Origin of the sequence: Algoriphagus algorifonticola (assembly GCF_007655305.1) — a bacterium.
GTDB lineage: Bacteria > Bacteroidota > Bacteroidia > Cytophagales > Cyclobacteriaceae > Algoriphagus > Algoriphagus algorifonticola.
On sequence record NZ_VLOG01000039.1, the window covers coordinates 24677 to 50705 of the forward strand.

The window sequence follows — 26029 nt, forward strand, 5'->3', positions numbered from 1 at the left end:
CTTGAAAATCAAAAGATTCTTCTAAAAATCGGCTGGAAAATACTGATTATTTCAAAATTTAAATTTTAAAAGTTGAATATTTTGAGAATATAGTATGGATAAAAACCTGATTTGCAAAATAATCTAAACTCTTAGAAATCGAATATTTGATCAGTGTTGATGGTATTGACAGAATAAAATTTGTTTCTGGGCTAATATTTAACCAAAATACCAAATTTTAAACTGAAAATAAGTTCAGCTTAAATTTGTAAAAAAAAATGATTTGGCTATTTTTGATCTGCACTAGAACTGTGCGCACCCAAACCCAAATAACTTTAGATTAAATAAGTCTATGTCAGAATTACAAAAGATAAAAAAAAGTAAGCCTTCCTTCGTCCCGGAGCCTTCAGCTATTTTGGAAGATTTTAGAATAGCGATGATTAGCAGACACGCTTCCCTGATGGGAAGAAAAGAGGTGTTCATGGGAAAAGCGAAGTTTGGTATTTTTGGTGATGGAAAAGAGCTTGCTCAAATTGCTATGGCAAGGGCTTTTCAATTAGGAGATTTTAGATCGGGTTATTACCGGGATCAGACTTTTATGATGGCTTTGGGTGAGTTAAATGTTAAGCAATATTTCGCTCAATTGTACGCCTATACGAATGTAGAGGAAGAGCCTGCTAGTGCTGGAAGATTAATGAATGGTCACTTTGCAACCCGCTCTTTAAATGAGGACGGTTCTTGGAAGGATTTGACTAAAATGAATAATTCGGCAGCTGATATCTCTCCAACAGCTGCTCAGATGCCCAAACTTTTGGGCTTGGCTTATGCTTCAAAGCTTTTCAGAGTCAATAAAGGCATGAAGAAACTAAAGCAATTCTCGGTCAATGGTAACGAGGTTGCTTGGGGTACTATCGGTAATGCTTCTACTTCAGAAGGAATGTTTTTTGAATCTATCAATGCAGCTGGAGTCTTACAAGTGCCGATGGTGATCTCTATTTGGGATGATGAATATGGAATCTCGGTTCCTAAAGAATTTCATACCACCAAAGGAAGTATTTCAGAGGCTTTAGCTGGTTTCCAAAGAACTGAGGAAAAACCTGGTTTCGAAATCATCAAAGTAAAGGGCTGGAATTATGAGGCATTGCTTCAGGCATTTCAAGAAGCTGGAGAATTAGCAAGGAAAGAGCATGTTCCCGTTTTAATTCATGTGGAAGAAATGACTCAGCCTCAAGGGCACAGTACTTCTGGTTCACATGAGCGATATAAGTCCAAAGAAAGACTGGACTGGGAAAAACACTGGGACTGCATTAAAAAGTTTAGAGAGTATATCCTTGAAAATGAATTGGCTACTGCTGATGCTTTGGATAAAATAGAAGCAGAGGCAAAAGCTCATGTTAAAAAAGAGAAAGAAGCTGCTTGGTCTGATTTCAGCGGTGAAATCAAAAAAGAACTAAACGAGGCAGTTGCCCTGATTAAATCAGCAGCGAAAGACAGCACCCGGAAAGTGGTGTTGGATCAGTTGGCCGATGAACTGAAAAAAACAATCAATCCCATTCGGAAAGATGTGGTTTCAACAGTTAGAAAAGCTTTACTGCTTTTAAGATTCGATTCTAATTCTGGAAAGAATGAATTGAAGGCTTGGTACGAAAAGCAAAACGAATTAAACCACGATCGCTATAGCAGCCATCTTTATTCTCAGTCTGAATGGTCTGTATTGAAAATTGATGAAGTTCCTGCGGAATTCAATGAAAAGTCTGCCGTAGTGGATGGACGTGAAGTTTTGCAGGCATTTTTTGACAATAAACTAGAAAATGACCCTCGATTCTTTGCTTTTGGAGAGGATGTAGGGAAAATCGGTGATGTTAACCAAGCTTTTGCCGGTCTTCAGGCAAAACACGGGGAGTGGAGAGTCAGTGATACCAGTATTCGTGAATGTACCATTATAGGTCAGGGAATTGGGGCTGCTTTGAGAGGCTTGAGACCAATTGCAGAAATTCAATATTTGGATTACCTGCTTTATGGACTTCAAATGTTATCTGATGATTTGGCTTCCTTACAATACAGAACTAAAGGAGGTCAAAAGGCTCCTTTAATCGTGAGAACCCGTGGTCACAGACTGGAAGGAGTATGGCATGCCGGATCTCCTATGGGTATGATTCTTTCTACCTTGAGAGGAATGGTGGTCTGCGTACCGAGAGATATGACTCAGGCTGCCGGTATGTACAATACTTTGCTCAAGTCTGATGAACCGGCTATTGTAGTAGAATGTCTTAATGGCTATAGACTGAAAGAGAGGCTCCCTGAAAATATTGGAGAATTCACAGTTCCTTTGGGTAAACCAGAAATATTAAGAGAAGGTACAGACTTAACAATCGTGACTTACGGTTCCATGTGCAGAATCGTAATGGATGCTGCTCAGGAATTGTCTGAAATAGGAATTGAGGTAGAAGTAATCGATGTACAGACTTTATTGCCATTTGATGTGCATGGCATTATAGGGGAGTCTGTGAAGAAAACGAATAGAGTAATCTTTGCTGATGAAGATGTTCCGGGAGGAGCTTCAGCATTTATGCTGCAGCAAGTGATAGAGGGCCAGAAAGTATTTAGATTCTTGGATTCTGATCCTCAGACATTACCGGCTAAAGCGCATAGACCTGCTTATTCATCAGATGGAGATTATTTCTCCAAACCAAGTATTGAAGACGTGGTGGAGAAGGTTTACAGCATGATGCATGAGGTAAATCCTAAAACCTTCCCTGCGCTGTAATTTGATTAGCATAAAAATAGAAAGGGCGGTGATCATTCACCGCCCTTTTTGCTTTAGGGTGTATTTCTAGTTATCTGCCTGAGTGTTAATTCCGGGCTGGATACTTCATTACTTCGATTCAATTGCCTATCCTGAATTTGAACGTCAATTCTGATGGTGTCATTCCGGAAGATAGCTTCCCAACCTGAGGAAAGCATGGCATACTTGATATTTCCTTCTACTGCCTGCCCTTCTTCTGAAGTTAATATTCTTGGAAATCTTCCATTGAAAGTGGTGAAGAATGGAGGGTCTTGCCATCTAAATTCGGTAAATCTCCCATTTCTTTTGATGAAGAACTTCACAAAAATGTTGTACTGATTGGGGTTCTGTCTCACCCAAATAGTATCATTGACAGTTTGATTATTGACAATGGGGTTGATTACATAATCAATGGGATTATATGTCGGTGCTGAAGGAGGTCTATTGCTGTATGTAATTAAGTTTCCTGCAGCATCCCTCTGAAAATCAAAGGCATTGAATGGAGGATTGATATCTGTTGCAGATAAACCTAAATCTCCTTCTGCATCTTGAAAATCTATCCCAACAATCAAAGAATCCGGTCCGGCAGTAGGTACGTACTCCAGTGACTCAAAGGTAATGGAAGGGACTGTTGGAAAATTATCCGGTGGATTCACGCATGCTCCCACAAAAAGGACAAGAAAGAATAAGCTGAAATAACTTTTTAAACGCATAAGGCGGATTAAATTTACAAACAGAACCAATTAGGATCCGATTGGGTTGATGCAAATTATAAAACGATGCAGGATTTTAAAAGTTTTTCTGAGAAGGTAGAGAATTTAAAGTCTGAAAACTTTGAAAATCTAGCTTTGGAGATTTTTGAGTTTCAGGCAAAACACAATTCCATTTATAGTGCTTATCTGAAGGCAAGGAAAATTGATCCTAAAAAAATCAATGCTTTAGGGCAAATACCTTTTTTACCAATTCGCTTTTTTAAAGACTTTCCAATTGTATCGGGGCCTTTGGATCAATTCAAAGGTTTCTTCTCAAGTTCCGGTACCACAGGAATGATTACCAGCAAACATTATTTCTGGTCTGAGGACTGGTATTTACAACAAGCGCAAAAAACTTTTGAAGAGGTATATGGTGGTCTGTCAGATTTTCACGTATTGGCTTTATTACCCGCATATTTAGAGAGAAAAGGGAGTAGTTTGGTGTCTATGGCTTCTCATTTTATCGAAAAGTCGGGCTCGGAGCATTCTGGTTTTTACTTATACAACCATGATGAGCTTTTGCAAAAATTGAAGCTCCTCTCTAAGGATTCAAAAAAGGTGCTGTTATTGGGTGTGACATTCGCGCTTTTGGATTTGGCAGAAAAAAAAGAATTATTTCCTAATGCTGAAAATTTAATTGTCATGGAGACAGGAGGGATGAAGGGGAGGAGAAAAGAAATGATTCGGGAGGAAGTTCACCAGATTTTAAAAGAATCTTTTCATGTTGATAAAATCCATTCTGAGTATGGAATGACCGAGTTGATGTCTCAGGCTTATTCAAAAGGGGATGGAAAATATACCTTACCTCTCAGTTTGCGCGTTATGTTAAGAGATGTCAATGATCCTTTGGAATGGACTAATCGTTCTCAAGGCGGAATCAATGTGATTGATTTGGCTAATTTCCATTCCTGTTCTTTTATAGAAACTCAGGATCTGGGCAGGATAGATGTGAAAGGGTATTTAGAAGTCTTGGGGAGATTTGACAATTCTGAGATTCGCGGATGTAACTTGTTGGTTCAGTAATTGCTTACTTAAAATTTATTAAACATATTTGAATAGCTTATATTCTTGATCAATATCAAAAGAGTCTCAAGCACATTGGAGTTAGAGACGATTTTAATTCGTCAGGAAGTTGAAGTTGACCAAGAAAAGAAATAATTAAATACACATGAAAAAATTAGCCACTATCGCATTATTGATCGGAATTTTAGCACTAGGTGCATGTGCTTCCAGTAAGCCTTGTCCTGCCTATGCAAAAGCAGAAGTTGGGCAGAAAGCTAACGTTTAAAAAAAATGCTGACTCTTAGTAGTCAGCATATTTTTTAATATCCTCCAGGCTAATAGTGGGTTCCCCCAAAATTACCAGACGCTCCACGACATTTCGTAGTTCCCTGATATTGCCTGTCCAAGGAAATTCCTGAAGTTTTGCCAAAGCATCTTTGGTAATCCCTTTTTTAGCATCTCCGCTTTCCTGAGCTATATCGTCTAAAAACTTGTCTATCAACAAGGGTATATCATCTTTTCTGTCTTTCAAGGCAGGAACCTGAATCAGAATTACACTAAGTCGGTGATATAAATCTTCTCTGAATCTTCCTTCTTCAATTTCCTTTTTAAGGTCCTTATTTGTAGCTGCTAGTACCCTCACATCTACTTTGATATCCTTATCACTACCAACGCGATTGATCAGATTCTCCTGAAGAGCTCGAAGTACTTTAGATTGTGCTGAAAGAGACATGTCTCCAATTTCATCCAGAAATAGCGTGCCTCCTTGGGCTTGCTCAAATTTCCCGGCTCTTTGCTTATGGGCAGAGGTAAAAGCACCTTTCTCATGTCCAAATAGTTCTGATTCTATTAATTCAGAAGGAATAGCTGCGCAATTGACTGCCACAAAAGGATTGGATACTCTGTTACTTTTTTGATGAATCCAGTGAGCAACCAATTCTTTACCTGTTCCATTAGGGCCTGTGATTAATACCCTGGCATCTGTAGGAGCTACTTTTTCAATAGTTTCTTTGACCAATAAGATAGGCTTGGATTCACCTACCATATCAAACTTCTTGGAAAGTTTCTTTTTTAGGACTTTGGTTTCAGTCACCAGATTTTTTTTATCCAATGCATTCCTTACTGTTAGAAGGAGGCGATTGAGATCGGGTGGTTTTGGGATAAAATCAAAGGCGCCTTTTTTGGTGGCTTCTACGGCAGTTTCAATACTCCCATGTGCAGAAATCATGATAAACTGAGGTGATTTTTCCAAAGCCTTAGCTTGGTCCAGAACTTCTATTCCGTCCATTTTGGGCATTTTTACATCACAGAGAACCAGATCGAAGTCCTCTTCCTTCAATTTGGCCAGGCCTTCTTCACCATCTTTGGCCTCACTCACCTCAAATTTTTCGTATTCCAGGATTTCCCTGAGGGTTGCTCTGATGACTTTTTCGTCATCAATGATCAGTATTTTCGACATAAGGCTAATTTAAGAGAAAAAGTGCAAGTCTGTAAGCCGGGTTCTGTTTCTTCTGAAAAATCAGAAGAAGCCTGTCATTTATCTAGTCCTGACTTCGCAGTCAGGATCTATCGATCTACCCACCCCGGAATCCCCGAAAGGAATCGAACGAGCAGCTCTTTGCCCGAGGCCTATTTGATCTTTCAACCCATAAGGTTTGCCATGCGCTGAATGTCACCATCCAACCGGTAGGCTCTTACTCTACCTTTTCACCCTTACCCCGATAGCTATCGGGGCGGTATATTTTCTGTGGCACTTTCTGTATATCCACCTTTTCTGATGAATACCCTTCCCGTTAGGAAGTATGGCGCTCTGTGTTGCCCGGACTTTCCTCCTTTCCGATAGAATCGGAACGGCGACAAGCCGACTTGCACAGAACAAAGAACGCTAAAAATCTTCAAAAGGATTCTATAAGATTTTTAAAGACTGTCTAAATAAGCCGAAAAAAAGACCAAAATATTATTTGGATTAATTATAAACAGGCTCTACTTTTGTTTTAATTTAAAATTAATCCAAATAAATAATAATGAGATTATATCAGATTTACTGTGTTGTTCTTTTGGGGTTCTTATCTTTTTCATTAGAAAATATCGTTATAGCTTCTGAGGCCAAAGAAAATGTGCTTTCTGTAAAAGGAGTTGTATATGATACAGAGCAAAACCCTGTTTCTTATGCAAATGTCTATGTAAAGGGAACGGTAAAAGGTGCCCTGACGGACGCGAAAGGTAAATTCCAGCTTTTTGATTTAGAGAAGGGGGTTTATGAGGTACAAATATCAGCAGTAGGATATAAGACCAAATCTCAAGTAGTAGAGGTAGATGCCAATGGAGTCTTGGATTTGGGCTTGGTAGTATTGGAAATAGGTGTGGAAATGCCTGAATTCTCATTAATTGCCAACAAGGATAGGATTTTTAGCCAAGTTCCGGGTGCAGTAAACTATCTGAATAAAGAGGATATTAAATCTTTGATGCCTGTTTCAGGAAATGAAGTATTCCGAAGGGTATCAGGATTGAATGTGGTGGACGAAGAAGGGTTGGGTATGCGTGTCAATATTGGGATTAGGGGACTCAATCCGGATAGAAGCCGAAATGTATTGATGCTCGAGGATGGAGTTCCTGTCGCTTTGGCACCATATGGGGAACCGGAAATGTATTATAGTCCAGCGATTGATAGAATGGCAGGAGTGGAGATTTTGAAGGGTTCAGGACAGATTTTGTACGGTCCACAGACCATTGGAGGCGTAGTGAACTATATCACACCTAATGCTCCTGAGACAGAACAAGGGTCGGTACAAATACAAGGAGGTCAAGGGAGCTTTTTCTCAGGCTTGGTTAATTATGGAAATACCTTTGGTAATACAGGTCTGCAAGTAAATCTTCTTAGAAAATCAGCAGATAATGTAGGTCCTACCCAATTTGGAATTACAGATTTTAATACCAAGTTTCTTTTTAAATTAAATGAAAAGAGCGAGTTAGGAGCCAAATTTGGTATTTATGATGAAAGATCAAACTCAACTTATATAGGATTGAATCAGGTGATGTTTGATCAAGGTGGGCAGGATTTTACCCGACTTGCGCCTGATGATAGGCTTGATGTATCGAGATATAGCTTAAGCTTTAGTCATGTGTATAGATTTAATCCTGATTTTAAATTAAGGACTATTGCCTATGGATATACCACAACCAGAAATTGGAATAGACAGGACTTTTCGATCAATAATTCCAATACCCCTCCCCCCAATTGGACAGGGGTAGTCTGGGGAGATACATCTATTCCTGGTGGTGCGATTTTTATGAGAGATGGAACAGGTCAGAGAAACCGGCAATTTGAAGTGGCAGGAATTGAGCCTAGGGTTGAATTGAATCATAGTCTTTTTGGGCAAAAGAATGAGTTGAAAGCTGGTGTTAGATTCTTGGTGGAAAGTGCCAAAGAACAGCGTGTAAATGGAACCAAGGCTGGTGTGAAAAGCGGAAACCTCATCGAAGATGAGTTGAGAAATGGCCGGGCTTTCAGTGCTTATTTTCAAAATGAAACTGAATTGGGAGAAAAGGTTTCTTTACATGGAGGTCTACGCTTTGAAAACTTTAATTACGAGAGAAATATCTTTAGGAGGAATTTCTCTGGAATCGGGGTAAGGGATACTTCCATTGTAGCATCAAATGCTGTCAATGAAATAATTCCAGGCGTAGGATTTACAGTGAAGCCTACCAATACTATTACTCTTTTCGGCGGAATTCACAAGGGGTTTGCTCCTCCTAGAACCAAGGATGCCATTACCTCTACCGGGGATGCTTTGGATTTGGAAGCTGAAAGAAGCTGGAATTATGAGGCAGGCGTTCGTTCTGAGTTGAATAACTGGATCTATGTTGAAGCCACAGCCTTTTTGATGGACTTTTCCAATCAGATCATACCAGTATCTGAATCTGCCGGTGGCTTAGGATTTGGTGTAGTCAATGCCGGTGCTACCCGTCATCAAGGATTGGAAACATCTTTCATTTTTGATCTATCGAGAGCATTTGGTCTGAAGAAGTGGGCAATAGATTATGACATTCAGGCAACATTCATTGACGCTTATTTTTCTGAAGATAGATTTATCGGCGATGTAAATATTAATGGGAATACGACCCCATATGCTCCGGAATGGTTGTTGAATTCCTCCTTAGCGATAGAATCTGAGAGTGGATTTTCGGCCAGATTGACATATAATTTTGTAGGAGATCAATTTGGAGATGAGGTTAATTCCATAGAGCCATCTGCTAATGGAAGAACTGGATTAATTCCTTCTTTCTTTACCTTGGACGCCGTAGTAGGTTATGAAATCAAGAAGGCCAATTTGGGCTTCAATCTTTCTGTCAAGAACCTCACTGATGAGCGATATATTTCTACTCGCAGACCTCAGGGAATCCGTGTTGGATTGCCAAGATTTATAACAGCTGGAGTTAATTTTAATTTTTAAAAAAAAATTCAAAAAAATTAAAACTTCTGAAAACCTTTTGGTCTATGCAATGTTCTTATTGCCAAAGGCTATAAATAGCTTTTCTTCATAGTGCTGGGTTGAGCCGCTCCGAAAGGAGCGGTTCTTTTTTTGTCCCTTTTAATTATCTTTTAGGAATGAACTCAGATAAGAAATCAAAATTTGAAAAGCTGATCAGAAAGATCAATTGGTATCCTCCCTATTTTTTTTCAGGGATTAAAGTGGTGGATTATAATGAGGAGTTTACCTATTTCAAAACTCAGTTGAAATTGACTTGGTGGAATAGGAATTTGGTTGGGACAGCTTTTGGCGGATCATTATACGCCATGTGTGATCCATTTTTCATGTTTATTTTGATGATTAATCTTGGAAGGGATTATATAGTTTGGGATAAAACCGCCTTTATTGATTTCAAAAGCCCTGGAAAGGGACGTGTTTTCGCTGAATTCCGCTTGAGTCTGGCAGAAATTCAAAGAATCAAGGCGGAAGTAGAACAAAATGGTAAAGGAGTCTTTGAATTTCCTTGTGAAGTTAGATCCGAAAGCGGTGAGCTTGTGGTCAGTTTGGTAAAAGGTGTTTATGTAAGAAAGAAGAACTTTGATTCCAAAAACTGAGTTGGCAATTCAATAGGATATGTACCTTTGTTCAAAATAAAAGTCTATGATACTGGTTGGAAATGCGGTTTTGTCTGACGACATCAAGGAGAATTTTTTTGTATGCGATTTAGAGGCCTGCAAAGGTGCATGTTGTGTGGAAGGAGATGCAGGAGCACCATTAGAAGATGAGGAAACCGAGATCTTAGAAAAAATTTACCCCATAGTCAAAGATTATATCACAGAAGAAGGACGTGCCGCTATTGAAAAACAAGGCGTATGGGTGATAGATAAAGACGGAGATAAAGGCACTCCAACTATCGGCGACAATAGAGAGTGTGCTTATGCGCTTTATGACGAAAAGGGTGTCTTAAAATGTGGAATAGAACAGGCGTATTTGGATGGGAAAATCGATTTCAAAAAACCTATTTCCTGTCATATGTATCCGATCAGAGTGACAAAATACGATCAGTTTGATGCCTTGAATTACGATAGATGGCATATTTGTGACCCTGCTTGTCACCTTGGGAAAAGCCTTCAGGTTCCGCTTTACCGCTTTCTTAAAGATGCCTTGGTAAGAAAGTATGGAGAGGACTGGTACGAGGAATTGATTCAGGAGATAGAAGGCTAATTTTTATCCGGCTCCTTGATAAGCTTTCAATAGCCAGCCTTTCACCTCATCATTCCAATCATCTGGTCCAGTCAAATTGATTTTATGACTGCACATGCCATTGGTTTTGCTGTCGATTTCCAGTATTCCCTCGGGTTCCTGACCTTTTAAATTCAATCCGATTTCCATTCGGTTTTTTGTTGCAGGAATGATCATCGCAAACTGCTTTTTCCGCCTTACACTGACATAGGCCTTTTTTGGGGCAAACTCGATATCTTTTCCGAAACTCTCAATTTCCATTTTAATACTCTCGTACAGGGCGAGGAAATGCTCTTTTCCCTTATATTGTTCCTGTACAAGAGTATCAAGATCATCAGCAGAGCCTGCATCGGATTTAAGTGTTTTATGGGCAATTAGATTTGCAAATCCATGGGTGAAGCCATGGTCTCCTTTAAGAAACTTAAGTATTTCTCCGTGCTTTTCTAGTTTTTGCTTTTTGACAAGATCAACCCATTCTTCCAGACTTTTTCCTGTGTTTTTCTGGAGGTTTTCAATCATAGTTTTGGCTGCATCATCCATATGTCTGGGCTTTGGTTTATACTTTAATATAAACCTTCTTTTTATCCATCCATAATCCTATCAGCCAGATGAGGAGCATGTAGCTGATGGCAAAAAGGAAAGAAGCGTTTTTTGGTCCGAGCCAGGAGGTGTAGAAATTATCATAGAGAAATCCTTTGAGGGTACTTTCTCCCACCGGAATCATATAGAAAATAGAGATGACAATTCCAGATAAAACATATAGTATTAAGGGGTTTCTGCCGAAAACCTGAAAGAAATAAGTCCAGGATTGCTGGTTCTTTACTTCTATCAAATAAATAAGAGCTCCAAGAATTATCAAGTCCCAACCTACAGTTAATAGTACATAGGAACTGGTCCATATTTTCTTATTGATAGGGAATCCCAAATTCCAAATGTAAGCTCCAGCAATTAATATCACCCCTGAAATCAAAAGAGTTCTGACAGTTGAAGGAAGATTCCCTTTGCTTTGGATAAACTTTCCAGCGATATATCCTGCTAAGACATTGACAATAGAAGTAAGAGTGCTTAAGATTCCTTCAGGGTCAAAAGGGATTCCCTCTCCCATATACATTCGATCAGAACCAATCAAAAGTAGGTCTAATTTTAGAGCTGCATTGCCTTCTAGGCTATAGGGTGCAGCTGCATCTCCAAAGAAGTATAGAATTAGCCAGTAGGAGAGTAAAGCTATTCCTGAAAAAATCCAGGCAATCTTGGGTCCTCCCCAGTAGAGGATCAGGGCTGCAAAGAAATAGGCCAGAGCTATTCTCTGTAAAACCCCGAAAAAGCGGACTTCGGAAAGTGAAATAAATTCTATTGCTCCTGATTCGTTGTAATCAAAGAATGGAAATGCATTCAATAACCAACCGATTATAAAGATCAATAAGGTTCTTTTTCCCACTTTTTTGAAAAACTGGGAAGAAGGCATGTCATTTAGCTTTTTCATGGCAAAACTCATAGCATTGCCTACTACGAATAGAAACGTTGGGAAAACCAAATCAGTGGGCGTGAAGCCATGCCAATCCGCGTGGGCTAATGGACCATAAAGATTAGACCAGCTGCCAGGTGTGTTGACAATGATCATAAATGCAATGGTCATGCCTCTCAAAACATCCAAGGCTAGGTACCGATTACTTAAACCGGATTGAATAGGTATTTGAGTCATTTTGGGTGAGGGTCTTTTTTTGAATTTTTACTGAAAGGGTGAATATAAAATATTATCTTGTTTGGGTCACTTTTAACAAAATGATTAGCACTTATATGAAGCAATTCGATATTAAAAAATTGGAGGTAAATGAGCCAGTAAAATTATCCGAAAGGTCAACTTATATGGATTTGGGTCTTTCTGAGAAGAAACTCAAGGATGAATTAAATGATGTACGGGAAGATTTGAGTAAGCATCAAGACACTATGTATGCCCATGGTAAATATGGAGTATTGATTTGTTTGCAAGGAATGGATACTGCAGGGAAGGATAGTTTGATTCGGGAAGTGTTTCAGGAATTTAATCCCCGGGGAGTAGTAGTCCATAGCTTCAAGGTTCCCACCAGCAAGGAACTGAAGCATGATTATTTATGGAGACATTACTTGGCCTTGCCGGAAAGGGGGAAATACGCGGTGTTTAATAGAACGCATTATGAAAATGTCTTAGTGACACGGGTACATCCTTATTATATCATGGGAGAAAATATTCCTGGAGTCGAATCAGTGGAAGACATAACACCTGAGTTTTGGGAAAAAAGATTTGAACAAATAAGAAATTTCGAACAGCATATCGCTGAAAATGGAGTCGTCGTTTTGAAGTTCTTTCTTCACCTGAGTAAAGAGGAACAAAGACAGAGACTTTTAAGAAGATTGGAAAATGAAAAGCATAACTGGAAGTTTTCCCCCGGTGACTTGAAGGAAAGAGCTTTGTGGGAAAAATACCAAGAATGTTATGAGGAGGCTATAAATAAAACTTCCTTACCTCATGCCCCTTGGTATATTATTCCGGCAGATAATAAAGAAGCAGCTAGATTATTGGTTGCTAAAGTGATTCAAGAAAAAATGAATGAACTGGAAGGAATCAAAGAACCTGAGCTGGAAGATGAAGTAAAAGCTAAATTGGGAGAATACAGAGAGATGCTTTCTAAAGAATCCGAATGATTGAACTGTAAAAAATAATTTTTGAATTCAAGACTTTTGATTTAACTTAATTGCTTGATTTTTAAATTAATATACTTCTTTGATGCTATGAGACATTCTGCTTTTTTTCTGATGTTATTTTTGTTGGGTGCTTGTTCCTGTGAAAAAGACTCGAAGGATTCTAACCTTACCACAGAACTTTCTGATCCTTTTGAATTGGTTTTTTTAGATGATATTCAATTCAAACCTTTCAAATTGGGTTCGGTTGATTGCCCCAATCCTAAAGCTTGTGAGGCGAAGGTTAATAAGTTAAAAAAAGAGGTGCAAAAACATCTGAAAGATGTAATAAAACTTCCCAAAGACATCAATTTCCAAAATATTAGTGTCTTAGACAATAAAGTCAGTGTATTGATAGATGGGGTTTCTAAGCAAGACTCATTACTTATTCAATCTTACGTTAATTCTAATTCTTCAAAATTTGAAACAAAAGCTGATATAGAAATTCAAGGCAGAAGACCTATGATGCAGGCTGAGCTTTTTCCACAAGGCAGGAGACCCATGATGCAAGAACAGCTTCGCTATGATGATGTAAACCAAACCAGTAAATTCATTCAATTAATTCGTGGGGGCGTTACGAATTTTCCAAGCATTTCGAAGAGAGTTTGGATTGTTGATACAGGCGTGGATACCAGGCATCCTGATATTATTTTTGAACAGGCTGAAATTGATTTAAGTAAATCTTTTGCAATGAATTCAAATGATCCTTTTGAAGACCCCATTGGACATGGAACCAACATCGCAGGAATAATAGGAGCCTCATCGGCATCACCAGGAGCCAATGAATATCATATGAATGGCGTATATCCAAGAGCTAAAATGGTCTCTTTGAAGGTTTTTGATAATAAAGGAAAATCAACTGAAAACCGAGTAAAAAATGCGTTAGAATATGTATTACTGAATGGTGCTTCTGGTGATATTGTTAATTTAAGTATAGGTCAACAAGGATCTGGCCCAAATTTTTGCACCAGTGGAAAAATCAGAGATAAAATCATAGCCTTGGTTGATTTTGGAATAGATGTCGTAATGTCAGCTGGTAATGAAGCTGAGCCCTCTAATACCAATTTCCCGGGTTGTATCAATCATGAAGGAACTGGAGGAAATACTGCCAGAACTTATACCCTTGGTTCAGTAGAAGTTGATGCCTCCAACAATCCTCTATTTTCTTTCTTCTCGAATTACGAAATCAATGAAACAGATGGTATCATCGATTATTTAGAACCGGGGGAATATATCTTCACTACTGGTCATTTAGAATCTGATCTAATTCCAAAGTACACAGTAGTGTCAGGCACTTCTTTTTCAGCAGCAATTTTCTCAGGAATCCTTTATGGGAACCCTAATCCAGTGATCTGGAAAACAGTTCAAAGAGGGGCAGCCCCAGGCCAAGGAGATCCTGTTTACTTAGTCGGAAAGATTCAATAAGTAGTTGAAAAGCCTATTTATCTGAAATAAAGCTTATTAAAGCTGAGCGCTGTTCAATTTTATATTTGCTTTTTCCAAGTAATGTTTGAATTTTTTCAATAAAACTTAGTAAGTTGAGTTTCAACTTAACGTATTTTATTATGAGAAAAGTGTTTTTTATCCTAGCTCTGATGATTTTTTCATCTTTAGGATATAGCCAAAGCAAGAATTTTGTAGTGGTTTTCAAAGATAGTTTTGAGGAGCCTATCAGAAAAAATCAAACTAGAAATCCAAACAGGCAAATGCAGGCAAATCAAAATGCTGGCAAGAGGACTGAAAAATTAAGTAAAGTCGATAACTTTTTAAGACAAAAAAACATTGCTCCCGGTAAGGCCAAAAAGTTTGTTGATGGAGCTGTTGGCTTTGTAGCTAATCTAAATTCTTCTCAGGTTAATCTCCTTAAATCTGATCCTTCGGTAGATAGAGTGGTGGAGGATTTTACCATGCAAAGTAGGCCAAGAATGCAAAGCTCACGACCTAGAATGCAAGGGGAGAGCTTAGGAGATTTGTTCTACAATGAATCAACCAAATCGAGTTGTGCGATTCCTTTAATGGGAGGCTCTCAGCGCTCTAATTCTAGTTCTTCTATATGGATCATAGATTCAGGGGTAGATTCTAAACACAATGACTTAAACGTAAATCCAAATCGAAATTTCTCTGTTTCATTTATATCCACTGAGTCGGATCCATTTGCCGATTTTGCCGGACATGGTACACATTGTGCTGGATTAGCTGCAGGTTCAGGAAGTGGCAATCCAGGAATAACTGGAATGTCGCCTGGTGCAGAGATTATTTCTCTCAAAGTGCTGGATAAAAATGGAATGGGTAGCTGGTCAAGCCTAGTATTAGCTTTAGATCACGTGGAGAAATTTGGAGTTTCCGGTGATGTAGTCCTAATGAGTCTTGGAGCTCCTGTTGGGCTCAATTGCGCTAACTTTGAGCCATTCCTAAATGGTATAATATCCGATTTAGGTTCCAAAGGAATCACCGTAGTAATGTCTGCTGGGAATGACAGTTCTTCTGCAAACGAAAACTTGCCTGGTTGTATCAACGGCTCCAATGTTTTTACAGTAGGAGCATTAGACTTTACTTGTGAAGGTATGGGTGGGTGCAGTGGCTTATCCAATATGGGAAATCCACCAATTGATTGGTTTGCACCGGGAGCTAATCTGATTTCCACTTTTCCTGGAAACCAATATCAGGTAATGTCTGGTACATCTATGGCTGCAGCCTTGGTGGCAGGATTGGTTCATTCCAAAGGCGGAGCGCCTTCCAGCATGTCTACTATACAATGTGGAGGGATTACTTATTCCGTAGCAGGTCGCTAGTCTGTAATTCTTGATTCATCTCCATTCGCTTCTTCTGTAATTCGCTCAGTAAGGAGCGAATGGGCTGATGACTCAAATAATTTTTAAAAATCGGGTTATTGACTAATTGAAAGTCATCTCTAAATCCTCTGTTATAGGCTTCTTTCAAGTAAGTGCTTGCTTGATTGATATTTCCTCTTACAGCCTCCAGTTGTGCCAAATCAAGCCATAGGTTGAAATCCTCTTTGAAATCTTCCAAGGTTTCTTTTCTAATAGAAATGGCTTTATCTAAAAGTACGTTTGCTTCCTTGGTTTTACCCAGGGTTTTGTAGATATAACTTAGGTAAACCGGAGAGATAAAGTATTCGTCGGATTCATAATCCGGTTTTTTTCTTAAAGATTCCTCTAAATAAAAAGCCGCTTTTTCGAAGTCACCCGCAAAAAAATGAATTGTTCCGGCGGCGACAAAACCCAAAGAGGTGGTGTCATTATTGACAAGAATTACCTGATTTGCCAGCTCTATACCTTCTTGAATTTTATTCTGCTCAAAGTATGTAAAGGCTTTTTGCTCGTAGCTAAGTGGGTCCTTTTGAATCTCTATAGATTGATCTATCCAATTATGGGCCTCATTAAATTGATCCAATACTCGGTATATCCAACCAGTAATCTGATAAGGTAGGTGGTTAGTGGGATTGAGAGTAGCTGATTTTGATTGAAGTTTTAATGATTTGGCCAAGTCTCCACTGATAAAATATACAGTTGCGAGATTGCCCATCGCAGTACTTAGGTTGGGATTGAGTACCAAAGCCTTTTCAAAAGAGATTTTGGCATATTCATTTTGTCCCTTATAGTAATAGGCTGAGCCTTGTGCAGTAAATGCCTCTGCAAGGTAAGGGTCAATGGCCAAAGCCTTGGCGCTGGCTTCCATACTGGAATCCAACCATTGGTCGCCTTCACCGAAATAAAGATACTGAGCATAGGCATTCGCCAATCCGGTGTAGGCTAATGCATATTCTGGGTCAATTCTTACTGCTTCTTTGAATAATTCTGCCGCCTCCAGGGTCGTCTGCTTTCTATATAGTGAATAAAGCTCCCTGCCCTTCAAATAGAGTTCGTAAGCATCAAAGCTACTTGTCTGAGCTTTGTTTAACTGATCTTTTTCGGCTGCACTGAGATTGCTGTTGAGTACACGTGCGATTTCTGAAGCGATTTCTGCTTGAATCTCAAAAATGTCGCTGACTTCCCTGTTATAAGTTTCTGCCCAGAGATTCTTGTTTTCAGATGGGTCGATGAGCTGCACGTTGATCCGGATTTTATCTCCAATCCATCGAATATTACCTTTCAATATGGTGCTTACTCCTAAGGTATTGGCAATGGAATCCAATGGAAGATCGGGTCCTCTGAATGGTTCTACCGCATCTTTGGTGATTACTTTAATGCTCCCGATTTTGGAGACCTGAGTGATAACATCGGCAGTCAGTCCTTCAGAGAAAAACTCTTGTTCGGAGTTGTTACTTAAATTGGTGAATGGAAGTATAGCAACTGATTTATCTTTTTCCCAAACAGAAGTATTCCATAGAATAGAATAGATCAAATAGGTCAAAAGAATGAAGGATACACTCAAAACCGCCCAAAACTTCCAAGGGTTTTTTTCTTGAAAATGGATGTTGTCCAGTATTTGAGAACGTTTTGGAATCGCACAAGGCGGATTGGTGACCGCATGAAGCTGAACCGGATGCTCCACATTTTTGAGGCGGAACATTCCCAGTTTTTGGGTATTAAAATCGGTTTTGAAAGGTAATTGCTCTCTTGCTTTTTCTGAAATCAGAATACAGGATGGAACCCCTATGCCTTGAATCCTTGCAGTTAAGTTTACCGCGTCTCCAAACACATCCCCGTGATCAAAGATGATTTCTCCACAATGTAAACCTATTCGAATTTGCATGTCAGGAATACTCTGAAGCCTCTTGTGGATCTCTATACTGGCTTCCAAAGCTTCAGGAACCGTCTCAAAAGTAGCGAGTATGCCGTCACCGAGTTCTTTGATGATATTTCCCCTGTAGCTACCCAGAATTTCTGTATGGATTTCCAGGTTTTTTTTCATCAAATCAAAAGCATGATCCTCATCTTTTCCCATGAGTCGGGTATAGCCAACTATATCTGAAAAAAATACAACAGATTGTTTTCTATTATGATCCTGACTCATAAAAATATTTTTGAGGAGCTTTTCTGATTATTCTGCACATTTCCTGCTACAAACTAGTCAATTTTGTATCCTAAGTAAGCAAAACTTTCTCTAAACTTGAAGAGATTTGTGATAGCTATAAATACAGTTTTTCTTAGAAAAGTTTAATTGTTTTTAATCCTCAGATGATACTTGCTTAAAATATCGTGTTGGAGGCTTGTTTTGGTGAATTTCAACTTTGTGCATAACTCTAAAGTGCTCGGATATCCTGTTTTTCCAGTTCAGAGCTCAATCGGTTTCTTTTCTCCGAAGCCTTACCATCCACTAAAAAGCTTCAGAATAGCTTTTGTTCATGCTCAATTATCTCCAGCATTCCAGTAAGCCATTCGTTCCAGCGAGTTGACTTCGATGGAGTAAAAGCCGAATTCTTCTACTACTTTTCCTTGGATTCTGTAAATCGCCCGACCTTTGAAGGGATATTTTTTGACCACAGGAGGGAAGTGGACGGTATCTATCCAGTCTCCGTTCCTATCCAGAAAAGTCCCGAAGTTCATCACCTCTCCTTTCACTGTTCGGGTATATTTAACCGTTACCAAATAGCCCAAGACAGTTACCTGTTTGCCTAAGTACTGTGTCATCTCCCGGGCTTTGATTCCTTGAATGCTTTGGTCTTTGACCAGATGAAAAGGTGAGTCCAGTGGAAATTCCAGAATATCGATCTGATCCAATATTTCCTGCCGGATATCTGTTTCGTCCAGATCGGGTACTTGAGGAGGCTTTTTTCCGAAACTGATTTCTGCTGTGGGAGATCGGAAGAGTTCGTGGGTGCTCACGACCGACTTCCTCTTATTTTGGAGGAAATGGGCTTCCCATAGGAGTTCTTGTTTGGTTTTTCCTGTAAAACGAAAACAGGTCATCCGGATCAAAATCAGAAGCTGCTCCAAGCCAATTTCTACCCTTGCCACAAAGTCTGCCAAGCCCAGAAAAGCACCATTCCTTCTGCGTTCAGTCAGTAGTTTTTCTACGGTGGCCTTTTCCAGGTATTTCATATGAATAAATCCCAGAAATACCGTCTTGCCATTGATACGGGTTAGGTATTCACTTTCATTGAGATGGGGAGCCTGAATCTCCGCGCCATTCATCCGCAGTTCGTGTACATAGAACTCGGTATGGTAAAAGCCCCCAAAATTATTGATCACTCCCACCATAAACTCCAGCGGGAAATAGGCTTTCAGGTACAGGCTTTGGTAGCTTTCCACGGCAAAAGAGGCCGAATGGCCTTTGGCAAAGGAATAACCTGCAAAGCTTTCGATCTGATGCCAGACTTCTTTCGCTACCGAATCTTCTCTGCCCAGTTTTTTGCAATTGGCGAAAAACTGATCCTTTACCCGCTGAAATTCATCTTTGGAACGGGATTTTCCACTCATGCCCCGTCTCAGTACATCCGCTTCGGCGAGACTCAGCCCGGCAAAGTAATGGGCTACTTTGATCACATCTTCCTGATAGACCATGATGCCATAAGTCTCCGGCATGATCTCCCACATGACCGGGTGTGCCTGCTTTCTTCGCTCTTCGCTGATGTGTCGGAGAATATACTCCCGCATCATTCCCGAGCGGGCTACTCCCGGGCGGATAATAGAGCTGGCAGCTACTAGTTCCAGGTAAGTATCCGCTTTCATCTTGGCCAGTAGCATGCGCATAGCTGGGGACTCCACATAGAAAGCACCGATGGTATGCCCAGTTTTTAGGTGTTCCTTGATTTTCGGATCCTTCTTAAACTTCTCCACCTGCCGGATATCCACTTTAATTCCCTGATTTTGGTAAATGATTTCCAAGGCAGATTTGATGTGTCCTAATCCCCGCTGACTTAGAATATCAAACTTGTGCAGTCCAATGTCCTCTGCAATGTGCATGTCAATATGGGCTAGCGGGAAGCCCTTTGGCGGCATCTCCGTGGCGGTGTAGTAGTGGATGGGCTTATGGGAAATCAAAATTCCGCAGGCATGAATGGTCAGATGCGAAGGCATATCATGCAAGACTTTGGAATACTTGATGATCAATCTGTCAAATTGGTCCGGCTGATAGCCAGCTTTATCTGCATGATGGATCAGGGATTCGATGTCAGTTTTGGGTAGCCCGAAGACTTTTCCCAATTCTCTCAGCATGGAATTGTACTGAAAAGTGCTGTAGGAACCCAAAAGAGCAACGTGTTCGTGCTTGCCCTGATTGTATTTGCGAAAGATATAATCGGTGACTTCATCCCGGTCGGTCCAGCTGAAATCAATATCAAAGTCGGGAGGATTTTCCCGGTAGAGATTGATAAAGCGCTCAAAGTACAGGTCTAATTCAATAGGATCCACATCCGTGATGCCCAGACAATAAGCCACGATGCTATTGGCTCCCGAGCCACGGCCCACATGGTAGAAGTTGCGCTGCTGCGCAAAAGTGATAATATCGTAATTGATCAGGAAATAGGATACAAAGCCCTTTTGCTGGATGAGTTCCAGTTCCTTTTCTATCCGCTGACTGATCTGTGGTCCGAGTTCCGGGTAGCGTCGGATAGCGCCTTTGAAAGTTTCCTGTCGCAGAAAATCAAAGTCTTCCCAGTCCGATCCCAGAATGTCTCGGCGATTTTTGACGGCTTGGAAGTAGAATGAAAACTGGCATTGTTCGAGCAGTTTCTGAGCGTTGACGAGTAGATAGCTGTGATTTTCGCAACGGGCTATCATGTCAGCGTAGGAATAGAACTGATCACTGGGGTCAGCTTGCTCTTCCGGAGAAAGTTTGCTGAGCAGGGTATTCAAGTCCATGCTGCGTAAAAGACGGTGTGCATTAAACTCTAGTTTGGAACTGAAGGTCGCCGGCTGTAGGAGTACCAGTTTTTCTTTTTTCCGGTACCAAGGAGAGATGAGGAGCTTGTTGAGCTGCCCGGGATGCACGCCGATGAATTCATTTTCCCGCAGGTGAAAAGCTTTTTCAGAAAAGGGATAGATGATAAAGCTATGCTCAAATTCAGGAGCTCTAGGTTTGAATTCCCGCTTGTGGATCAAATGTTCCGATAGATGCTCATTCAGTTCAAAAAAGCCTTCCTGATTTCGCGCTAAACCGATGTACTGTTGCTGAACTCCATTACGGAAGTCGATGCCTACGACAGGATGAATGCCTGATTGCTGTGCCGCCCGGATAAAAGGGAATATACCGGCAGTACAATTGATATCGGTCAGTGCCAGGGCATCAAGTTTTTTGCCCTTCGCCTCAGCGATCAGCGCTTCCACAGACATCGTCCCGTATTTGAAGCTGAAATGAGAATGGCAATTTAAAAACATTGATGATTTACGATTTTTGAATTACGGGGTGTAGGAGAATCTTTGTTTTGGCCGCTGTTGTCCTGCTTCTCCAGAAGCTGGACTAGATTTGCATTAATGCTGTTTCTAGAAAAGCAGCATAACTGAGACTTTTTAGAGGCTTATTTCTGTAAGCTAAATGTCAATATTATTAACATTTATATGTTTATAATGTAAACAAAAAGTACTCTTCCTGTCAAGTATTTTGATAGGTTTTGGAAGAAAATGTCAGAAAAGTAAATTTTGAATTTGGATATCCGCTTTCTTACCAGTATTGACAGAAATACGGCTTATTGTCTGCTAAAAGGATCAGAATCCGGAAGCTTCGCCTGTCAGCCGTGGCTGGGTCTTCGGTCTCCGATCGCCTGTACTGAGCGAAGTCGAAGTATCCAACCAGTCAAGCAAAGAAAATAAGGCAACTGGCATGATTGCGGAAGTCAGACTTTGAATTTAGTCTATTTTGATTCCATATTTTTCCAATAATCCGGGTAGGCCATACAAATCAAATCGGGCTCCTTTGATTTTATTGATTTCAGGATCTAGACGGAGATTTTGGGTATTTCGGAAATCAACTTTCTCCAAGACAGTCTGATCAAATACTGTCCCGGATAAGTCAGAGCCTTGAAAGTTTACCTCAGTCAGATTGCATTGGCTGAAGTCTACCTCAGTCAGTTTGCAATTTTGAAAGACTGACTTTTTAAGTTGGAGATTGAAAAAGTTGCTGTAATCCAGCTGACAGTTTTGGAAATTGAATTCCAATAAAAATGGGTTGGCTGTATTGAAATGCACGCCCAGCACTTTACAGTTTTCGAATTTGACAAGCTGAAAGGCTACTTTAAATACCTTGGCATTGCTCCAGTCGCAGGATTTGAAAACACAATTCTCAAAAGAACTTCCATGAAAATTGAAATTGGAGAAATTGCAGTTCTCGAAGCAGCAGGAATCATACTCACCAATTTCAAACTCAATTTGGGTCAGGTTAATAAACTTTTGATCGGAAAAGTAGGCCATGATTTATACCGGATTAAATGCCTGCCAAATCCCATTTTGCAATGGTGTCTTGGATCAATTTCAGCACTTTGTCATTGACTTTTCGGAAGTATTCGTCTGCTTGGTTTTGGTCAAAATTTGGATAGCCCTGTCCTTCCTGATAGAGTCCGATTGATGAAGGGAAAGGAACTGCGGACCAAGCTCTATTTTGTGGGTAGGCTGTAGCCTGATTGGGATTGTATCGTTCTTTGTGAACTAGACTAGGATCAATAGCCTGAATATAGGCTGTCTCATTCAAACCTGCATGACCTCCATCTTCCTTAAAAACTTCCATGGTCACATCCGAAGCATAGGTCCACCAGTTGATCACTAAAGTGCGAACACCCAATTCATTGGAAACTTTTTCGGCAACCTGTTGGAGAACGGCAGTTTGACCTCCACCATGACCATTCAGGATAATGATGTTTTTAAAACCATTTCTGGCCAGCCCTTTCAAAATATCCCGGATAAAAGGGGCATAGGCTTCTTCTGAAATTTGAAAAGCCCCCGGATAATTTGCCATGGAGCCGGTGATTCCATAGTTGAGGGTGGGAGCGATGAGCGCATTCAGTTTGCCTGCCAGATCTTTGGCCATAGCAAATGGGGCAGTATTATCAGCACCGTTGTTGATAACGCCATGCGGTTCTAAAGTGCCAGTAGGTAAGAGGACAGTGTTGATTTTTTCTGGGACAAATTCTGCAAACTCCATCCAGTTAATTCTATCCATTTCCCGTGTACTGGGATTTTGCGGATAGGCATGATTTACTAAGCAAAATAAGGTCAGGAGGGTGGCTAAAATACTTTTCATCAGTGACATCTGTTTTAGTAGGAGATTTTGTCTGTTTGCTTGTTTTTTTTGATTTTTTCAAAACTCAAAATGATTTCGGTACCTTTTCCTACCTCACTTTTGATCTCGAAAATTCCTTGATTTTTATCCATAAATTGTTTTACAAGCTGCAAGCCCAAACCTGTTCCTTTTTCATTTTGGGTTCCGTCGGTTGATTTAACGCGTACCAGTCGGGATTTAATTTCCTCTAATTTTTCAGCATCAATTCCTATTCCGAAGTCCTTTATGTGGAGTTTTTGATAAGTTTCCTCTTCATCTGACAGCCAGATATGAATTTGACTGTTTGGTTTTGAAAACTTGATGGCATTGTGAAGACAGTTTTGAAAAATGATACTGATTTGATGAGGGTCAACCAGTACTTTTTCAGCGCTTTCTAAGTCTGAATAAGCAATTTGAATGTTCTTACTGCTTGTTTGATATTCCAAATGTGCAATTTGATCTCTAAGCATTGGAGAAAGCTGAGTTTCCACCCTATTAGTTAATATTCCATCTAATTGAGCATGAGACCATCGGAGAAGCTCGTTGAGCATTTGCTCTGTTTCAGTTACTTGTCGAATCAGCATTTTTCTTACTTTTTGAGATTCTGATTCGCTCAAGAAACCTTTCTCTTCAATTTCCAAAAGTTGCTTTACAGAATTTATTGGGGATTTCAAATCATGGGAAAGGATTGAAAAGAGTTTATTTTTCTCCTCATTGATGGCTTCCAGTTTTTGGTTTTGGTTTTCTATTTCCGATTGTTTGGCTTCTAACTGGAAATTGATCTCATCTTTTTGTTTCAAAAGCTTGGCATACAATAAAAAACCAATTACTGTCACTATTAGAGCAATAATCAAAGTGATGGTCAGTTTGCTGTTGAAAACTGCTTCTTGCTCAGCAATTTCTTTTTCTTTTAGCAAACTCAAATTGTCGGCAGCTGTAAGCTGTAATTGAAGGTAACTGATTTCGGAGTTTTTATTTTCACTGTAGAGGCTATCTGAATAGGCTTTATTGAGTTTAGTGTATCTCAAAGCATTAGCATAGTCTCCAAGATTTTCATAAGCTTTTGCAATTACTTTGGTAGCCCTTTCCTTATCCCAAAATGCTTTGGCTTTTTCAGCAAGCTGCTCAGCAATAAGTCCATATTGCAATGCTTTACTGGGGTTTTCTCGAACCAGGTAGATTTCCGCCAATCCGGTATTGGCAAATGTTTTCTCCCAAGTAGTAACTTCTGGTTTGATACTCAAGACTCTGGTATAAAACTCTTCTGCCTGAGTTAGGTCATTTAGTTCAAAATTTATCTTGGCAAAGCGGTTTAAAGCCATTGCGTACAATGGTTTTTCTTTGAATTTTTCCAATAGGTTCAATGCAGTGGTCAGGGATTCATTTGCCTTTTGGTATTGCTTTAGCTCCATCTCCGCAATGCTTTTATTGAAATAGCTCTTGCCTAGCCCATAATCATCCACTAATTCTCTGTTTAGTCGAATACATCGTTCCCAGATTTCAATGGCCCTGGCATAATTATGCTGACTCAGGTAGATAAGTCCGCGTCCATTTAAAGCATAGGCCAATTCTTTTTTGTCGGGGTTTCTGTTGAAAATATCATTTGCTTTAGAAAAATTTCGCATGGACTCTGCATAATTTCCCCTGACATAATGCAGAGAACCTAGCATATTGACCACTCTTCCTAAGTCTTTCTCATCCTGAGATTCCATGGCCAATTTTTCGGCTTCCTCAAGAAACATCTTTGCACTGTCCCAGTCTACATATAAGTATTTTTCACCTTGGGTAAGCAAAGAGTCAATTTCTTTTTTATCCTGAGCTAGGCATAAGAAGGTGCTGAGTGAAAAAAATAAAATTGATACAAATCTAAAATAGGGTATCATGACTTGATTAAAACAAAGGCTTAATGAATGATTGAATTTAAATCAAGCTTTGGAAATTAAAAATTGAATTGAAGAAGAATTCTGTTTTTAATAGGGGCTTCAAACTTGAATTTTTTTTAAGCTAAATCCAAACTGCCTTCCATTCTCGTATCTGTTTTAAGATAGTTTATATGTAAAAAATTTAAATCTGGTAAATAATTAAATAGTTAATCAAAACCTACTGATCGGACTATTGAATAGATGTCCATTGAAAAGCATAATTTTTTGAATAGTTGAGTTGGGTAAAATGTCGCTCCGAAAGGGGCGGCATTTTTGTTTAAAAAAAGCAGGCAATGAATTAAAGCCTGCTTTTTTCATCAAATTAGTCCAAACATTTAACAGTAGGATTCCACTTCACGAATATTCCTTCCGGATTATTTTTCCAAACCCAGACATGAAGTTGATAGTTTCTGAAAGGAAGAGGTAAGGGAGGCTGAACTTCTTCAAATTCTTGATTTCCGAAATATGGGACATCTTCATTTTCTAAATCCCATAAGTCTGCTACAATTACAAACTCCACTCCAACAAGTCTCATCCTTCCATTGGATTGTTCTTCATAAAGCAAAGCTTCAGGTTGGGTGGGGTCAAATTCTCCATCAACTTCAGGAAAATTGACAAAATGATACCCCATTCCTCCATCTGGAGAAGCAACGCAATCTGAACCTTGGATATAGCCATCATCTATAGCAACATCAAATTTTTGATATTTAGCTGTAGCAGCTCTTAAGTTTGCTAACATACTAAGTGTCATAGGATCCATCCGAAGATTTTCCAGCGGGTTGGGAAATGGACTATCTTCCAAATATTCAAGTTGAGGATCATTCATCGGATACACAGTTTCTATGTCATTTGGAATACAAGAGCTTATTAGAAAAATCAGCAATAAGCATAGGGAGGGTATTAAGGAATAATTTCCTTTTAAAGATTTCATAAGTGTTAGGTTTTGTTGGGAAGTAAAGAATAGATAAAAACTCCTTGACGGAGACCGAGAGCATCCCTCAA

General features: G+C 39.6%; 18 protein-coding genes and 1 other RNA gene. 8 read left to right on the forward strand and 11 right to left on the reverse strand.

The genetic code is table 11. The features are described 5' to 3' along the window. Window positions 1-331 precede the first annotated feature (331 nt). Window positions 332-2746: an alpha-ketoacid dehydrogenase subunit alpha/beta gene (locus FL972_RS08495; protein ID WP_144604766.1), complete on the forward strand. Its 2415-nt coding sequence runs from the start codon at window positions 332-334 to the stop codon at window positions 2744-2746. Window positions 2747-2799: 53 nt separating this feature from the next. On the opposite strand, the gene FL972_RS08500 is transcribed toward FL972_RS08495, so the two are convergent. Continuing rightward, window positions 2800-3477: a hypothetical protein gene (locus FL972_RS08500; protein ID WP_144604768.1), complete on the reverse strand. Its 678-nt coding sequence runs from the start codon at window positions 3475-3477 to the stop codon at window positions 2800-2802. 66 nt (window positions 3478-3543) lie between these two features. On the opposite strand from FL972_RS08500, the gene FL972_RS08505 reads away from it, so the two are divergent. Continuing rightward, window positions 3544-4539, forward strand: coding sequence for an acyl transferase (locus FL972_RS08505; protein ID WP_144604770.1), 996 nt, complete (start codon window positions 3544-3546; stop codon window positions 4537-4539). A gap of 280 nt (window positions 4540-4819) precedes the next feature. Here FL972_RS08505 and FL972_RS08510 read toward each other — a convergent pair whose 3' ends face one another. Both FL972_RS08510 and rnpB read right to left on the reverse strand, forming a co-directional pair. Continuing rightward, the gene (locus FL972_RS08510; RefSeq protein ID WP_144604772.1) at window positions 4820-5977 is read right to left on the reverse strand and encodes a sigma-54-dependent transcriptional regulator; all 1158 of its coding nucleotides are present in this window, start codon (window positions 5975-5977) and stop codon (window positions 4820-4822) included. Window positions 5978-5993: 16 nt separating this feature from the next. Then, an RNA gene (gene rnpB / locus FL972_RS08515) (RNase P RNA component class A) lies at window positions 5994-6391 on the reverse strand. Between the two features lie 151 nt (window positions 6392-6542). Here rnpB and FL972_RS08520 point away from each other — a divergent pair. From FL972_RS08520 to FL972_RS08530, 3 genes are all read left to right on the forward strand, one after another. Beyond that, a complete protein-coding gene (locus FL972_RS08520) occupies window positions 6543-8972 on the forward strand; it encodes a TonB-dependent receptor (RefSeq protein ID WP_144604774.1) in 2430 nt (809 codons plus the stop codon). Window positions 8973-9127: 155 nt separating this feature from the next. Continuing rightward, window positions 9128-9604: a DUF4442 domain-containing protein gene (locus FL972_RS08525; protein WP_144604776.1), complete on the forward strand. Its 477-nt coding sequence runs from the start codon at window positions 9128-9130 to the stop codon at window positions 9602-9604. Between the two features lie 46 nt (window positions 9605-9650). Continuing rightward, on the forward strand, window positions 9651-10214 hold the full coding sequence (locus tag FL972_RS08530) for a DUF3109 family protein (RefSeq protein ID WP_144604778.1): 564 nt from the start codon (window positions 9651-9653) through the stop codon (window positions 10212-10214). A 3-nt stretch (window positions 10215-10217) separates the two neighbouring features. Here the strand turns inward: FL972_RS08530 and FL972_RS08535 are convergent, their stop codons facing one another. Together FL972_RS08535 and FL972_RS08540 are read right to left on the reverse strand one after the other, a co-directional pair. Then, window positions 10218-10772, reverse strand: coding sequence for a DUF4287 domain-containing protein (locus tag FL972_RS08535; RefSeq protein WP_144604780.1), 555 nt, complete (start codon window positions 10770-10772; stop codon window positions 10218-10220). Between the two features lie 16 nt (window positions 10773-10788). Continuing rightward, on the reverse strand, window positions 10789-11934 hold the full coding sequence (locus FL972_RS08540; RefSeq protein ID WP_144604782.1) for an acyltransferase family protein: 1146 nt from the start codon (window positions 11932-11934) through the stop codon (window positions 10789-10791). Window positions 11935-12029: 95 nt separating this feature from the next. Between FL972_RS08540 and FL972_RS08545 the strand changes: the two genes are divergently transcribed. The 3 genes from FL972_RS08545 to FL972_RS08555 all read left to right on the forward strand — a co-directional run bounded on the left by FL972_RS08545 (window position 12030) and on the right by FL972_RS08555 (window position 15742). Next, window positions 12030-12914, forward strand: a complete 885-nt coding sequence (locus FL972_RS08545; RefSeq protein WP_144604784.1) for a PPK2 family polyphosphate kinase — start codon at window positions 12030-12032, stop codon at window positions 12912-12914. Window positions 12915-13001: 87 nt separating this feature from the next. Next, the gene (locus tag FL972_RS08550; RefSeq protein ID WP_144604786.1) at window positions 13002-14375 is read left to right on the forward strand and encodes a S8 family peptidase; all 1374 of its coding nucleotides are present in this window, start codon (window positions 13002-13004) and stop codon (window positions 14373-14375) included. 140 nt (window positions 14376-14515) lie between these two features. Next, window positions 14516-15742, forward strand: a complete 1227-nt coding sequence (locus FL972_RS08555) for a S8 family peptidase (RefSeq protein WP_144604788.1) — start codon at window positions 14516-14518, stop codon at window positions 15740-15742. Here FL972_RS08555 and FL972_RS08560 read toward each other — a convergent pair. The 6 genes from FL972_RS08560 to FL972_RS08585 form a co-directional block, all read right to left on the reverse strand. Next, the gene (locus FL972_RS08560; protein WP_144604790.1) at window positions 15717-17927 is read right to left on the reverse strand and encodes an adenylate/guanylate cyclase domain-containing protein; all 2211 of its coding nucleotides are present in this window, start codon (window positions 17925-17927) and stop codon (window positions 15717-15719) included. The two genes, FL972_RS08555 and FL972_RS08560, sit on opposite strands and share 26 nt — an antisense overlap. A gap of 335 nt (window positions 17928-18262) precedes the next feature. After that, window positions 18263-21232 (reverse strand): DNA polymerase III subunit alpha, encoded by a 2970-nt coding sequence (locus FL972_RS08565; protein ID WP_144604792.1) that lies wholly within the window; start codon window positions 21230-21232, stop codon window positions 18263-18265. A 468-nt stretch (window positions 21233-21700) separates the two neighbouring features. Then, on the reverse strand, window positions 21701-22261 hold the full coding sequence (locus tag FL972_RS08570) for a pentapeptide repeat-containing protein (protein WP_144604794.1): 561 nt from the start codon (window positions 22259-22261) through the stop codon (window positions 21701-21703). Between the two features lie 13 nt (window positions 22262-22274). Further along, on the reverse strand, window positions 22275-23087 hold the full coding sequence (locus tag FL972_RS08575; protein WP_144604796.1) for a creatininase family protein: 813 nt from the start codon (window positions 23085-23087) through the stop codon (window positions 22275-22277). 14 nt (window positions 23088-23101) lie between these two features. Further along, complete coding sequence (locus tag FL972_RS08580; protein WP_144604798.1) at window positions 23102-24988, reverse strand: tetratricopeptide repeat-containing sensor histidine kinase; 1887 nt, start codon at window positions 24986-24988, stop codon at window positions 23102-23104. A 361-nt stretch (window positions 24989-25349) separates the two neighbouring features. Next, window positions 25350-25958 carry a hypothetical protein gene (locus FL972_RS08585; RefSeq protein WP_144604800.1) on the reverse strand — a complete coding sequence of 203 codons (609 nt, stop codon included), beginning with the start codon at window positions 25956-25958 and terminating at the stop codon, window positions 25350-25352. Window positions 25959-26029: the final 71 nt, after the last annotated feature.